The following is a 14,074-nucleotide window of genomic DNA, read 5'->3' as shown; positions in this document are numbered from 1 at the left end:
CGTAACTCTACTGAATGCTCCCCGTCCTCGCCCTCTACCTTTAGTTGCACTTGCTTTTTACCAATATAAACTGCAGCTTCACTTTAGCTCTTTTAACTTCCCTATGCTGCTGCTACTGCTGAATCCCTCATCTCACCTGTGCTACTTCCCAAGTGACTCCTGAATCTAGCGGCTTTAGTAATTTCTCCTCAATATTCGCACTTCTTCTTCAACCCTGATTCTGTGCCTTCACCTCTGCCATCAATCTTTGAATCTCCTTCAGGTCATAAGCGAGGCGCTCGACCGCAGGATAAGGCGCTGCACATTCCAGCGTAATCCACCCGCTATATCCGCTCTGATGCAGAGCCCCCAGCAGCGGAGCGTGATCTACCTCGCCTTCTCCCAGCCGGCACTGCATGAATGCCTCATTCCCATGGCGAGTCAGATTGACAAACGTCCCTTCCTCACCCGCAGCCGCCATTCTCCGCTCATCCTTTACATGGACATGGCAGAGAGAAGCACCGAGCTGCTGAACCGATTCAGCCCCATAATCAACATCGGAGATGTACATATTGCCTGCATCATGGATGAATCCCAGCCTGTCATCCCCTGTTAATCCCTGCAGCTTCATGGCGCTAACGGCGTCCTCTATCAGCGTTTGGTTATGAATTTCAATGAGGATTTGAACCCCAGATTCCGCCGCCTCTTCTACGCAGGCTCGCAAATACCGGGCTGCCTGCTCATAATGATGCTCCTCTGCCTTAAATGCATTGGGGGCACCCGGAAACACACGAACATAAGGGACACCCATTACACTTGCGATCTGAATAAGCTGCCGAACATCTTCTAAAGCAGACTTACACTCCTCCTCCGTCAAGTTAGAGAAGTATCCGACATATCCTGCTAAGGCTGGAATGGCAAGTCCCAGCTCCTCTGCCCGCTCTCTCACTTTCCTGACTTCCTGAAGCGGCACATCCAGCGGAAGATGAGGTGATCTGCAGGCAATCTCAATACCATCAAAACCAAGTTCAGCCGTAATTCTCATTGCTTCCGGAAGGCTGTACTCGATCAGGGTCCCACTGAAAGCCGCGACGGGAAATAAACGGTCGTGAGACACAATGCCATCCTCCTGCGTGTCAGTACGCAGCTGCGAGTGAGCACGCGGTGGTGGACTATGATGAGATGATTTTGTCTTGTCCTGACCGTCTCGGCTAATCTCGTTATGATCCAACCTTTTTTTCCTCCTTACGGGGCAACATTCAATCCCGCATTATTTAATGCCTGAAGCCGTATGGTTCTGCACGAAGTACTTCTCCGCAAACAGGAATACGAGCAGAATCGGCAGCAAACTCATCAGCGCCGCAGCGACCATCAGCTGCTCATTGCCGACCCATTGCCCTTTGAGACCCAAGATGCCGATCGGCAAGGTAAACTTATCGCTGGAGCTCAAATAAATGGACGGTGCCAGGATCTCATTCCATTTGGTCATGAATGTAAAAATGGAGAGTGTCGCGAGCGACGGCAGACTCAGCGGCATATAAATGCGCCAGTAGATCCGCAGCGGGTTGGCTCCTTCCATCTTGGCAGACTCCTCATACTCTCCCGGTATGCTGAGGAAAGCCTGCCGCATCAGAAAGATGCCGAACGGCTGGGCAAGCCATTCAATTACCCACAGCGGTGTAAGTGTATCCAGCATGTTCATCGAGTTGAAGATGATAAAATGCGGAATGATGATAACCACTGGAGGGATCATCATCGTGCCGAGTACAAACATGAACAGAACGTTTTTAAAGGGAAAACGGAGCCTGGCAAAGGCATAACCCACCAGTGAGCAGGACAGTAAGGTTCCGACCACAGACAGAATGGCAACAATGAAGCTGTTCATCGTCTGTGTGCCGAAATCGCCCAGCTTCAGTACCTCCGCATAGTTGGACCACTGAAAGTCTTTTGGGAACCAGGTCGGCGGTACGGCGGTGTATTCTGCATATGTTTTTAATGAATTCAGAATCGCCTTAACAAAAGGCACCAGCATAATGAGCGAGCTGATCATGATTGCGATATAAGCAATGATTTTACCTGATTTCTTACGAGAGGTTTTCATGGGTTGACCTCCTTCCTATAGGAAGACGCTTCTTCTCATTTAAATAAGACCTTATTAGCTGCTAATCTGATTAGATCAGTTGTAATGCACCCAGCGGTTCTGCAGCTTCATCTGCACCAGCGTCAGGCTGAACAGGATTACGAACAGCACCCAGGCAATAGCCGAGGCATATCCCATATGCAAGAACGAGAAGCCCTCACGGTATAGGTAGAGCATAAGCACAAGACTGGAATCACGCGGGCCTCCTGCTGCTGCAATGTCCCCGCCGCCTGTCATGACATAGATCTGCTCAAATGCCTGAAACGTGGAGATTGTACTGAGTATGATGACTAGAAACGTCGTCGGCGAGATCAGCGGCACGGTGATGCTCCGGAATTTGCGAAGCACACCTGCACCATCCATCTCAGCAGCCTCGTACAGCTCATTCGGGACATTTTGCAGACCTGCCAGGAACAGCACCATAATGTACCCTATACCTTTCCAAACGGCAATAATGACGAGCAGCGGAATAACCCAGTTTTCACTGTTCAGCCATTGCTGCGGCTCAAATCCCCACTTCACCAGCAGGGAGTTGGCAAATCCGAACCGAGGATTAAAAATCGCATCCGCAACATACAGGATGACCGTCCACGAGGAGATAACCGGGATAAAATGTGCCATTCGGAACCATTTGAGTCCTTTTAGCTTCTGATTCAGCATCACAGCCAGAACCAGGGCGAGAATCGTCTGCAGCGGCACAAATAAAATGGCAAAATAGATCGTATTCCACAGCGACTTCCAGAACAGCGGCTCGTTAAACAGCTTGTTATAGTTCTCTGTCCCGATCCACTGCGGCGGGGTCAGCATGTCATAATCGGAAAAGCTGAAATACAGGGAGACAAGTAGCGGGCCGGCGACGAACACGACGAAATGAATAAGATACGGGGACACCATCAGGAGTCCCCATCTTCCTTCCGATCGCAAGTAGCGGCTGCGGCCCGCGGACTTTAGCTTATGCCCTCTCTTGGGCACGGCTCTCGTCGATTTGCTCAGTGTCATCCGCGGCAGCTCCTTTGGCTTCGTTATTTCTCATAAAATGCATCCAGCACATCCTGAATTTCTCCATTAGCCTTCGTCAGTGACTCATCCACCGTAGCATCACCAAGGAAAGCACGCTCTGCATTCTCATTGAATTTGGATACCCACTCTTCCCATACCGCATTGGTATCCAGTGTCCCTGCAAATTCAAAGCTGTCGAGGAACGCCTGACGATTCTCAGGCTTCTCCCCAGCGGTTAAGAACACGTCGGAGTTAGCTACTGACTTCTTGACCGGAACGGCCTCCCCAAGCGCTGCCCATTCCTTCTGCACCTCATCCTCCGTAGCCCAGAACTTCATCCATTCCCATGCTGCAGCAGCCTTAGCCTCATCGGCTTTCGCACTGATGACCCATGAGTTCGCGATAACCGGAGCAAAGCGTTTGCCGTCCGGACCTGTCGGCAGCACGGTGACATCATAATTCAGTCCCGCTTCATTAGCTGCCTGAACACGGGCATAAATGCCGATTCGCATCGCGGCTGACCCGCTCGGGAACACAGCCATCGCACTTTGGAAGCTCTTCAGATCCACGGGATCGGTGAAGATGCCTTTTTGCATACCATCGACGATCCAGTTCATCGCCTCTTTGTTGCCATCGGAGTCTACAATTGACTGTGTGCCGGTCTCGTCGAGAATGCCGCCGCCGTACGATTTAAGTACCGTGAACCAGCCCTCGGTTATGCTGAAAAAAGTAAGTCCGAACTGACTAACGGTATTCGCATCGAACCCTTCCTCTGCAGCAGCCTTTCCGCTTCCATCTACCGTCAGCTGAGTCGCAGCTGTCTTCAGATCTTCCCAGCTCCACTCCTCTGTCGGATATTCGACTCCGGCTTTATCAAACAGATCCTTGTTATAATACAGGACCCCGATTTGAATGCCTTGCGGAATGCCCCAGTATCGTCCATCTGCATCCTTGTTGAACTCCAGTCCGTAATAGTCATCCTTGTTCAGATCACGGTCAATCCACTCGGTTACGTCCTTCAGCGTGCCTCTCTCGGCATACTTCATGACGAGCGCTCCGTCCGACAGCCAGACATCCGGTGCTTTGCCTGCGGCAATCTGTGTGTCGAGCTTCTGATAGAACTGACCATACGGCGCACTCTGCGTATCTACTTTAATATGCGGAAACTTGGCAGTGAACTTCTCGATCAGTTCCTTCATCTTGGCGTCGCTCTTGCCATCAGAGTAATATCCCAGCGTGATGGCTACCTCTTCCTGTGCCGTTTGCCCATTGGTCTCTGGATCTGTGCCAGCTCCTTCACTGCCTCCATTCGTGCCTCCTCCACTGCAAGCTGCCGCGAATACAGAGAACACAAGCAGCATACATACGAGTACGGACACCTTCTTACGCTTGACCATTTAACCGCCCCCCGCTATAGTAATTCCATCCACATCTTATATTGTAAATATTGTAAGTGAGGGAGGAATGGTTAATTCTACTCTAGTTGTCTTTTCCTGCACTCACCTGATTCACATCGCAAAGAGAGGTGGTTCATATCTTATCCAGCCTGTCTATTAATAAGAGACTGATTGCAATCAGCCTGATCTTTGTCTGTCTGCCTGTAATCATCCTCGGCTCCTATTGGTACAATGCATCAACCCGCACCATTGAAGAGTCTGCCATCGCATCCAACGAACGAATCGTGACTCAAACCAGCGAATATCTGAATCTATATATATCTAATCTGGAAACTTCAACCTACCCCTTTCTATCGAATCCGCATATCCAAACCCTAATCAATCGTTCCAGCATGACCCCTTATGAGTACTTGAAGCTATCTGATGCCATCGAAAAAGGACTGTTCGCCCAAATGCTATATGGACGTGATGATCTGGTCGGGCTCTCCGTTCTTGCCAAGAACGGCATGCAGGTCAGTGATTACAGCCGCTCAGAAGAAATGCTCGATATGCGGAGCATCAGGCAGCGTAATCGGCTGCTGTTAGCGGACATGGATCAGATGGATGATTTTCATATGACGGGGATCCGCTATATTGGTTCAGAGCCCGTGCTGACATTAATCCGAAAAATACCGAGCAGTAAAAGCTACCTCTATGAGGGACTGCTCGTGGTTGATCTGAATCTCGATCAGATTGCCGGTATTTGCAGCAACGTATCCAGGGAGGACCTTCACCTGTGGATTGCCGATATGCAGAATAACCGCATCCTGTATCATCCGGACAAGGAACGAATTAACGATCTCTTACCTGCGTCCCTTGCGGAGAAATTCTCAGCTGAGCCTGCCGGCTTAATACATGAATACGAAGGCAACAGCGAAAATATTTTATTATATGAGGAGGCCACTCTCTCCAAATGGGCGGTGGCACTGGAACAGCCTAAGAATGCTATCGTGTTTGAGCTCCTTAATCTAAGATCAACTACCGTATATTTGTTTGTCGTTATTATGCTGGTGACACTTCTCGTTATGGGCGGATTCTCCTTACAGATCAGCCGCGCCTTATCACTGCTCCAGCATTTCATGAAACGCATACAATCCGGTGATTTTTCTACCCCTATCACCCGTATGACTGGACGCAAGGATGAGATCGGCGGGCTGTTCCGCAGCTATTCCCATATGGTGGGGGAGCTCAAACGACTCGTGAGCGAGGTTCAATCCGCCAAGCTCAAAGAGCGTGAGCTGAGTCTGAAGCAGAAGGAATCGGCGCTTCACGCGATGCAATCCCAGATTAATCCTCATTTTCTGTACAATACACTTGAAGTCATTAATGCCCATGCCATCCTCGACAACCAAATGGTGATCAGCCGAATGACAACCTCCCTCGCCGATCTGTTCCGCTATAACCTGAAGAATGCTCATCAGATCGTTACACTTCGGGAGGAGATCGGGCACTTAAGGGCGTATTTGGATATCCAAAAGGCGAGGTATCGAAAATTAACGGTCGATATCTGCATTGAAGAGTCAGTAATGGATCAAATTCCGCTGGTTCGGCTGACACTGCAGCCGCTCGTTGAGAATGCATTTATTCATGGCTATCAGCACCACCGTCTGCCGCCTTCCTATATCGGTCTGACCGGAACAGTGGATACGGACGGGAATTATATACTGCGAATTACGGATCATGGTAAAGGAATGGAAGAGAATCGAATGGAAATGCTGAATCAGTACTTCCGTAATGGTGAGGAATCCAGGGTGGAATGGGAACCACTGCAATCCAGCGGAATCGGGCTCACCAGTGTTCATGAGCGGCTTAGGCTGTCCTTTGGATGTGATTACGGGTTAACCATTCATTCCTCCGGTCCTGCCGGTACCGTCATTGAGATTAAACTGCCACTCCATCTACAGACGGCCCGTCCATAACAAATAAGGAGGGATCTTGAATGTATAAAGTCATTATCGCGGATGATGAGTACATGATTCATGCCAGTCTTGCGAAGCAGGTGGAGTCCTCTGGACTCCCGTATCAAGTTGTTGGTGAGGCTGAGGATGGACAGGAAGCACTCCTGCTGTTATCTGAGCAGCCTGATCTGATTGTAACAGACATCTGCATGCCAGCGATGGATGGACTCACGTTCATCGAGCAGGCCAGAGCAGCTAACCCTCATGTGGTGTTCCTCATTATTTCTGGCTACAGTGATTTCGAGTATGCCCGGACTGCACTGCAGCTCGGTGTGGAAGATTACCTGGTGAAGCCGGTAAGCCCTGACAAATTCAAAGCAGCACTTGAATCGATCCTTCACAAAATCGAGTCCCGCAAACAGCAGCTCCTACACCAGAAGCAATGGGTTGTTCATCAGCTGGAGCTGCTGAAGAAGCTTGAGAACAGCATATGGAAACTGGATGAGACAGCCGCTCATCAAGCAGCTGTCCACCTTCTGGATCAAGGACTGCTGCAGGATGCACCTGCTGTACCTCCGAACATGATCATCGATCAGATCAAATCAGACCTGAACGATATGCTTAAGACACGGGGAATTGATGTAACTTATCTTCTTTCAAACAAAAACGCAGCGATTCAGCTGGATTCCTCCGAACCCGAAGCCGCCTTTCTTCAATATGTATCACTTCTCTTAGACCAGATTAAGCAAGAACGTAATTTTGGCTCACGTAACCAGATTCTAAGAGCAATTGCTCATACGCGGAAGCACCTTCATGCAAGTGACCTCTCCGTACAGCAGGCTGCAGATATGGCGGGTATGTCCACAACCTATTTTAGCAGGCTGTTTAAGGAGGAAACAGGGGTGAGCTATGTACAGTATGTCATCAAGCTGCGAATGGAGGAAGCTAGAATACTGCTTGAGCAGCAGGCCTGCAGCGCATCCGAAGCGTGCGAACGAACGGGGTATACGGATTATCCCCACTTCAGCAAGACGTTCAAACGGCATTATGGGATTGCCCCCGCCGATTATATGAAGCATCACCGCAGTTTATAACCGCAAGGGGAAGGCTCTAGCATAATCCCTGCCTACAGGAACCTATAAAAAAAGGCCAACCAGATATCTCTGGTTGACCTAATCATAGCTTATACAGATTCCCTATTTCTTTTTCTTACGGACAAATGCGGCCATGCCGTTTCCGCCGCTTTTCCCTTTAGGCTTACGCTTGCGCTTGCCGGAGCCTTCTCCACCATTAGCTGGATTGCCGCTTGGCGCCTGTGCAGCTTGTTCACCAATGAACACGCCGCTCTTCGACGTTTTTTTCTTGCGGCCTTTACCCTGGCCTGAATGTCCACCACGTCCGCCTTCTCCGAAGCCGGTAGAGGATCCGCCTGGTGAGCTGTAGCCGCCTTTACCGGAGCCAAAGCCAAAGCTCTGTCCTCCGCGCGATTCCGTACCGGAAGCTCCCTGCTGTCCGCCTCTGCCGCCATTTTTGCCGCGGTTTCCACCGCCGCTCTTACCGCCGCGGCTGTCTCGTCCGCCTTGATGACCGCCCCGGCTGTCTCTGCCTCCGCGGCCCTCACGGCCTTCACGACGGGAGCCTCCGCCAAATCCCGAACCTGGACCGCGCTCCTGCCGAGGCTTCATATCTACCATTTCAAAATCAATGGTGTACTCATCCATATTGACCCGTGCTACACGGATCTTCACTTCATCCCCGATACGGAATATCTTCGAGGTCCGCTCGCCGATCAGAATCATGTGCTGATCATCAAAATGATAATAATCATCGGTCAGCATGCTGAGTCGAATAAGGCCTTCTACCGTGTTCTCAAGCTCAATGAACATGCCGAAGCTGGTCACACTGCTGATCATGCCGTCAAACTCTTCTCCGACTTTATCCAGCATGTACTGTGCCTTCTTCATCTTCTCGGTGTCACGTTCGGCCTCAACGGCTACACGTTCCCGCTCTGAGGACTGCTGAGCAATGTCGGGCATGCGGCTCGCCAGGTACTCCTGTCGGTTCTCTGGAAGCGCGCCGCCATTCTCGAACACTTCTCGCATGACACGGTGAATTACAAGATCCGGATAACGACGGATCGGTGACGTAAAGTGGCTGTAGAATTCCGCAGCCAGACCAAAGTGTCCGGACATTTCCGAATCGTATTTCGCCTGCTTCATGGAACGAAGCATCATCGTGCTGATAACCGTCTGTTCCTTCGTACCTTGAATATCTTCAAGCAAAGACTGAAGCGCTCTTGGATGAATGGAGTTGCCACGACCCTTAACGTGGAATCCAAAGTTCGCAGCGAAGCCCAGGAAGTTCTGAAGCTTCTCCTGATCCGGGTCCTCATGGACACGGTAGATGAACGGCACCTTCAGCCAGTGGAAATGCTCTGCTACAGTTTCGTTAGCCGCCAGCATGAATTCCTCAATGATCTGCTCGGCCACCGTACGCTCTCTCTTGACGATATCAACCGGCTTGCCTTCCTCATCCACGAGAATCTTGCTTTCTTCAAAATCAAAGTCTACCGCGCCCCGGCGCATACGCATGTCACGCAGCTTCATCGCGATTTCCTTCATCAGCTTGAAGTCGTCGACCAGCTCGCTGTACCGCTCGATCAGCTCAGGATCTTCTTCCTCCAAGATTTTGTACACATTCTTATAGGTCATACGTTCTTTGGTTTTGATCACACTGGTGAAGACCTCATGGTTTACGACCTTCATCTGCTCATTGAATTCCATCACACAGGACATGGTGAGCCGATCCACTTGGGGATTCAAGCTGCATATTCCATTGGATAAACGGTGCGGCAGCATCGGAATAACCCGGTCCACCAAGTAAACGCTGCAGCCCCGGTTATACGCTTCCTGATCCAGCTTGGAATTCTCGCGTACGTAGTAGCCGACATCCGCAATATGAACACCCAGACGATAATGACCGTTTGGCAGGCGCTCTACGTTGACCGCATCATCCAAGTCCTTCGCATCTTCTCCGTCAATGGTCACAATATTCAGTCCACGCAAATCTCTGCGGCCCTGCTTAATAATCTCATCTTCCGTAATGGAATCAGGGGCCTGTTCTGCCTCTTCTAAGACTTCGTCCGGGAATGCCTCAGGCAGCTGGTGCTTGCGAATGACGGACAAAATATCGATGCCCGGGTCATCTTTATGACCTAGAATCTCGATGATTTCTCCTTCTGCAGCAGCCCGTCCCTCGGGATAGCTTACAATATTGACGACGACCTTCTGGCCATCTACCGCATTATTAAAGCCCGTCCTCGGGATAAAAATATCACGATTGATACGTTTGTCATCTGGAATAACAAACCCATATACCTCCTGGCTCTGAAACACACCCACGACTTGTACTACGGCGCGCTTGACGACACGAACGACTTCACCTTCAAGCCGCCCGCCTTCAGGTCCCTTGGAGGTTACACGAACAAGCACGGTATCTCCATTCATCGCACTCTTCAGGTCATTTGCATGAATATAGACATCCGGGTGCTCACGATCCTCGGGTATGAGAAAAGCAAAGCCCTTCGCGTGAGCCTGCAATCTTCCCTTCACCATCTGCATGCGTCCTGGCACACCGTAACGGTTCGTACGGGTCAAGACAATTCTTCCCTCGTCCTCCAGCTGATTCAGCAGCTTCAAGAACGCTTTGAACTCAGCCGCATCTTCGATGCCGAAGTGCTGCTCCAGTTCTTGATACGTCATCGGTTTATAGGCCGTCTCCAGCATAAAATCAAGTAATTGTTGTTCAGTTATCATTTAGTTCACCTCTAGGAAACATAAGAGTAGGCCTTTATGTACTTTGTCAGTCTTGATATCATTAGTAAAATCTTACCCTAGTATACACGAATTTAATCCAAGTATGGATTTCTCATATACTCAAATGTGCACTTTGGTCGAGAAAGCTCTTAGATCAGGCGAATAGCCCTAATTACAAAAAACCTTCGTTCCTCTGAGGAACGAAGGCTCTAAACGTCCAAGTGTTGAATTATTCAAATACAGCTACGAGAATCGCAAGGATCATAAACCCTGCTGCGAGACCAACTGTAACCCGTTGCAATACAAGTTCCAATCCGCGTGCTTTGGTTTTGCCAAATAGATGTTCCGCACCGCCGGAGATGGCACCGGAAAGACCCGCACTTTTACCTTGTTGAAGAAGAACGACGACGATTACACCGATGGCGAAAATAACGAGAAGCAATTTCAAAACGATATCCATAACTTCCACCTCCTATACGAAATGTGCGTAACTCCACGCAGTAAACAATATTTTTATTGTACCATACGCTCTGCACATATACAATCCGAAAAGTCCTTAAGCTTTCAGATCAATCGAATGACCTGAGGTCGGATGCGGAGCACTCTGAGAGAGCATCTGTGCCATTTGTGTGCCCATCACTTCCGCTTGACTCTTCGCCATATTCAGCACCTGAATGGATGCTGCCTGCTTCACGGCTGTCATAGACATAACTGTAGACATTGCTGCGATATCCATTACGCACCTCCTTTCTCTCCTCTATATCGGCAGAACGAACATTAATCTGCAATCGTGCAGCATACACTGGGGTGTAAGCAAAAAAGAGCCGCCCCGATGGGCGACTCTCTGTAATAAGCTGAAAAGCTTATTATTTTTTCAGGTTGTAGAAAGAGCTCAGGCCGTTGTATTGAGCGAGTTCACCCAATTGATCTTCGATGCGAAGAAGTTGGTTGTATTTCGCGATACGGTCTGTACGGGAAGGTGCACCCGTTTTGATTTGGCCTGCGTTTGTTGCAACCGCGATGTCAGCAATTGTGCTGTCTTCGGATTCACCGGAACGGTGGGAGATAACTGCTGTGTAACCAGCGCGTTTCGCCATTTCGATTGCATCAAATGTTTCAGTCAGTGTACCAATTTGGTTAACTTTGATAAGGATCGAGTTACCGATCTTCTCGTCGATACCTTTGGACAGACGCTCTGTGTTAGTAACGAACAAGTCGTCACCAACGAGTTGGATTTTGTCTCCCAGTTTCTCAGTAAGGAGCTTCCAACCTTCCCAGTCATCCTCGGAGCAGCCATCTTCAATGGTAACGATTGGGTATTTATCAACCCAAGAAGCAAGAAGGTCTACGAACTCAGCGGAAGTAAAGGATTTGCCTTCACCAGCGAGTGTGTACTTACCATCTTTGTAGAACTCAGTGGAAGCAACGTCCATACCAAGAAGAACGTCTTCACCTGGTTTGTAGCCTGCTTTTTCAATAGCTTCCATGATCGCGCCAAGAGCGTCTTCGTTGGAAGTGAAGTTAGGAGCGAAACCACCCTCGTCACCTACAGCTGTGTTCAGTCCTTTTGCTTTCAGAACGGATTTGAGGCTGTGGAAGATTTCAGCACCTGTACGAAGAGCTTCCTTGAAGGAAGGAGCGCCTACAGGCAGGATCATGAACTCTTGTACGTCCACGTTGTTGTCCGCATGCTCACCGCCGTTAACGATGTTCATCATTGGAACTGGAAGCTGTTTCGCGTTGAATCCGCCAAGGTATACATACAGTGGAAGATCAAGAGCGTCTGCAGCTGCGCGAGCGACTGCCATGGATACAGCAAGGATTGCGTTCGCACCGAATTTACCTTTGTTTGGCGTACCATCCAAAGAGATCATCAGTTTGTCGATACCCAATTGATCAAGAGCGTCCATACCGATAATTTCTGGAGCGATTTTTTCGTTTACGTTCTTAACTGCGTTCAGGACACCTTTGCCAAGGTAACGGTCTTTGTCGCCATCACGAAGCTCAACCGCTTCGTGTGCACCCGTGGAAGCACCGGATGGAACGATTGCGCGTCCGATTGCACCGGACTCTGTATATACTTCAACTTCTACTGTAGGATTACCGCGGGAGTCAAGGACTTCGCGTGCGTATACGTCAGAAATAATTGTCATGAGTAATTACTCTCCTTTATTCTTCGATTCATTTTTGCTAGCTAGCATAGCATCTTCTATCATTAAACCCTATACGCGCATAGGATTGCAAATCGGTTCGTTTAACAGCTTACTTGCGTCCTGAAATAACGGAATGTCCGGTCATTTCCGCAGGCTGCGGAAGTTCCATCAAATCAAGGATCGTTGGAGCGATATCTGCCAGAATTCCGCCATCACGGAGCTCTACGTTCTCAGATGTCACGATGAATGGAACCGGATTGGTTGTATGTGCTGTGAACGGTCTGCCGTTCTCATCAAATACCATATCCGCATTACCATGGTCCGCTGTAATCAGTGCGACGCCGCCTTTTGCAAGAACAGCCTCTACCACACGGCCCATGCACTCATCGGTTGCTTCTACTGCTTTGATCGTTGGCTCCAGCATACCGGAGTGACCCACCATGTCCGGATTTGCAAAGTTCAGAATGATCGCGTCATGTTTGTCTGCCTCGATCTCCTTCACACAAGCATCCGCTACTTCATAAGCGCTCATCTCAGGCTTCAGGTCATAAGTTGCCACCTTCGGCGAATTGATAAGAATGCGAGTCTCGCCAGGAAGCTCAACATCGCGGCCGCCGCTGAAGAAGAAAGTAACATGCGGGTACTTCTCTGTTTCCGCAATACGAAGCTGTTTCTTGTTGTTCTGAACAAGCACTTCACCAAGCGTATTATCCAGGTTCTTCGGAGAGTATGCTACATATCCTTCAACGGTTTCGCTAAAGAGTGTAAGACATACAAAGTGAAGTCCTTCAGGGAATTTGTCTCCACGATCGAAACCGCGGAAATCCTGGTTAGTAAACACTTGAGACAGCTGAATTGCACGGTCAGGACGGAAGTTCAGGAATACGACAGAATCGCCGCTTTCCACGAGTCCAACAGGTTGTCCATCTTCCTTCACGATGACCGTTGGTTCAACGAACTCGTCGAATACGGATTTCTCGTAGGATTCCTTGACAGCCACCATCGGATCCGTATATACCGGTCCGTCTCCATACACGATCGCACGATAAGACTTCTCTACACGTTCCCACCGTTTGTCGCGGTCCATCGCATAATAACGTCCTTGAACGGTTGCGATTTTACCAATGCCCACTTCCGCAATTTTTGCATTCAATTGCTCTAGGAACTTGATACCGCTGTCTGGGGATACGTCGCGTCCATCGAGGAATGCATGGATGTAAACATCGTGCATATCTTCTTTTTTGGCAAGATCCAGCATAGCGAACAGGTGATTAATATGGCTATGAACGCCACCGTCGGACAATAGTCCGTACAGGTGAAGCTTTTTACCCGTTGTCTTCGCAGCACGAACTGCGCCTACGAGTGTTTCGTTATCGAAGAACTCGCCTTCACGGATGGACTTGGAGATCCGAGTAAGGTCCTGATATACGATACGACCTGCACCGATATTGAGGTGACCTACTTCCGAGTTCCCCATTTGCCCTTCCGGCAGTCCAACCGCTTCACCGCAAGCAGTAAGGGTTGTATTCGGATATTTTGCCATGTAACGATCATAATTCGGCTTCTTCGCTTGAGCTACTGCGTTACCCACTTCTGTGTTGCGCAGTCCGAAGCCGTCCATAATAATCAGAGCTACAGGTTTTGGTGCCGTCAT

General features: G+C 49.5%; 11 protein-coding genes. 2 read left to right on the top strand and 9 right to left on the bottom strand.

All coding sequences use genetic code 11. The features are described from left to right. Nucleotides 1–208: 208 nt before the first annotated feature. From BK126_RS26985 to BK126_RS26970, 4 genes are all read right to left on the bottom strand, one after another. Entirely contained in the window at nt 209–1,210 is a 1,002-nt protein-coding gene (locus BK126_RS26985; protein WP_256703068.1) for a sugar phosphate isomerase/epimerase family protein, read from the bottom strand. A gap of 39 nt (nt 1,211–1,249) precedes the next feature. Then, the gene (locus BK126_RS26980; RefSeq protein ID WP_076315565.1) at nt 1,250–2,080 is read right to left on the bottom strand and encodes a carbohydrate ABC transporter permease; all 831 of its coding nucleotides are present in this window, start codon (nt 2,078–2,080) and stop codon (nt 1,250–1,252) included. A gap of 75 nt (nt 2,081–2,155) precedes the next feature. Beyond that, a complete protein-coding gene (locus tag BK126_RS26975; protein ID WP_076315564.1) occupies nt 2,156–3,118 on the bottom strand; it encodes a carbohydrate ABC transporter permease in 963 nt (320 codons plus the stop codon). A 23-nt stretch (nt 3,119–3,141) separates the two neighbouring features. Beyond that, nucleotides 3,142–4,515 carry an ABC transporter substrate-binding protein gene (locus BK126_RS26970; protein ID WP_076315563.1) on the bottom strand — a complete coding sequence of 458 codons (1,374 nt, stop codon included), beginning with the start codon at nt 4,513–4,515 and terminating at the stop codon, nt 3,142–3,144. Nucleotides 4,516–4,643: 128 nt separating this feature from the next. Here BK126_RS26970 and BK126_RS26965 point away from each other — a divergent pair, with 128 nt between their 5' ends. Both BK126_RS26965 and BK126_RS26960 read left to right on the top strand, forming a co-directional pair. Further along, nucleotides 4,644–6,473: a cache domain-containing sensor histidine kinase gene (locus BK126_RS26965; RefSeq protein WP_076315562.1), complete on the top strand. Its 1,830-nt coding sequence runs from the start codon at nt 4,644–4,646 to the stop codon at nt 6,471–6,473. 20 nt (nt 6,474–6,493) lie between these two features. After that, nucleotides 6,494–7,546: a response regulator transcription factor gene (locus BK126_RS26960; RefSeq protein ID WP_076315561.1), complete on the top strand. Its 1,053-nt coding sequence runs from the start codon at nt 6,494–6,496 to the stop codon at nt 7,544–7,546. Nucleotides 7,547–7,648: 102 nt separating this feature from the next. On the opposite strand, the gene rnr is transcribed toward BK126_RS26960, so the two are convergent. From rnr to gpmI, 5 genes are all read right to left on the bottom strand, one after another. Then, nucleotides 7,649–10,267, bottom strand: coding sequence for a ribonuclease R (gene rnr / locus BK126_RS26955; protein WP_076315560.1), 2,619 nt, complete (start codon nt 10,265–10,267; stop codon nt 7,649–7,651). 229 nt (nt 10,268–10,496) lie between these two features. Next, on the bottom strand, nt 10,497–10,727 hold the full coding sequence (gene secG / locus BK126_RS26950) for a preprotein translocase subunit SecG (protein WP_047913906.1): 231 nt from the start codon (nt 10,725–10,727) through the stop codon (nt 10,497–10,499). 96 nt (nt 10,728–10,823) lie between these two features. Then, nucleotides 10,824–11,003, bottom strand: coding sequence for a putative motility protein (locus BK126_RS26945; RefSeq protein WP_076315559.1), 180 nt, complete (start codon nt 11,001–11,003; stop codon nt 10,824–10,826). A 130-nt stretch (nt 11,004–11,133) separates the two neighbouring features. Further along, nucleotides 11,134–12,420, bottom strand: a complete 1,287-nt coding sequence (gene eno / locus BK126_RS26940) for a phosphopyruvate hydratase (RefSeq protein WP_076315558.1) — start codon at nt 12,418–12,420, stop codon at nt 11,134–11,136. Nucleotides 12,421–12,529: 109 nt separating this feature from the next. Continuing rightward, on the bottom strand, nt 12,530–14,074 hold the full coding sequence (gene gpmI / locus BK126_RS26935) for a 2,3-bisphosphoglycerate-independent phosphoglycerate mutase (protein ID WP_076315557.1): 1,545 nt from the start codon (nt 14,072–14,074) through the stop codon (nt 12,530–12,532).

This window comes from Paenibacillus sp. FSL H7-0326 (assembly GCF_001955535.1).
Classification (GTDB): domain Bacteria; phylum Bacillota; class Bacilli; order Paenibacillales; family Paenibacillaceae; genus Paenibacillus; species Paenibacillus shunpengii.
Note: the sequence above shows the minus strand (reverse complement) of the source record. Positions and strands in the feature narration are given on the sequence as shown.

Bases quoted from the DNA above. Each gene is read 5' to 3' on its own strand.
- eno (WP_076315558.1), bottom strand. From the start codon at position 12,420: ATGACAATTATTTCTGACGTATACGCACGCGAAGTCCTTGACTCCCGC.
- BK126_RS26945 (WP_076315559.1), bottom strand. From the start codon at position 11,003: ATGGATATCGCAGCAATGTCTACAGTTATGTCTATGACAGCCGTGAAG.
- BK126_RS26975 (WP_076315564.1), bottom strand. From the start codon at position 3,118: ATGACACTGAGCAAATCGACGAGAGCCGTGCCCAAGAGAGGGCATAAG.
- BK126_RS26970 (WP_076315563.1), bottom strand. From the start codon at position 4,515: ATGGTCAAGCGTAAGAAGGTGTCCGTACTCGTATGTATGCTGCTTGTG.
- gpmI (WP_076315557.1), bottom strand. From the start codon at position 14,074: ATGACGGCACCAAAACCTGTAGCTCTGATTATTATGGACGGCTTCGGA.
- rnr (WP_076315560.1), bottom strand. From the start codon at position 10,267: ATGATAACTGAACAACAATTACTTGATTTTATGCTGGAGACGGCCTAT.
- secG (WP_047913906.1), bottom strand. From the start codon at position 10,727: ATGGATATCGTTTTGAAATTGCTTCTCGTTATTTTCGCCATCGGTGTA.
- BK126_RS26980 (WP_076315565.1), bottom strand. From the start codon at position 2,080: ATGAAAACCTCTCGTAAGAAATCAGGTAAAATCATTGCTTATATCGCA.
- BK126_RS26960 (WP_076315561.1), top strand. From the start codon at position 6,494: ATGTATAAAGTCATTATCGCGGATGATGAGTACATGATTCATGCCAGT.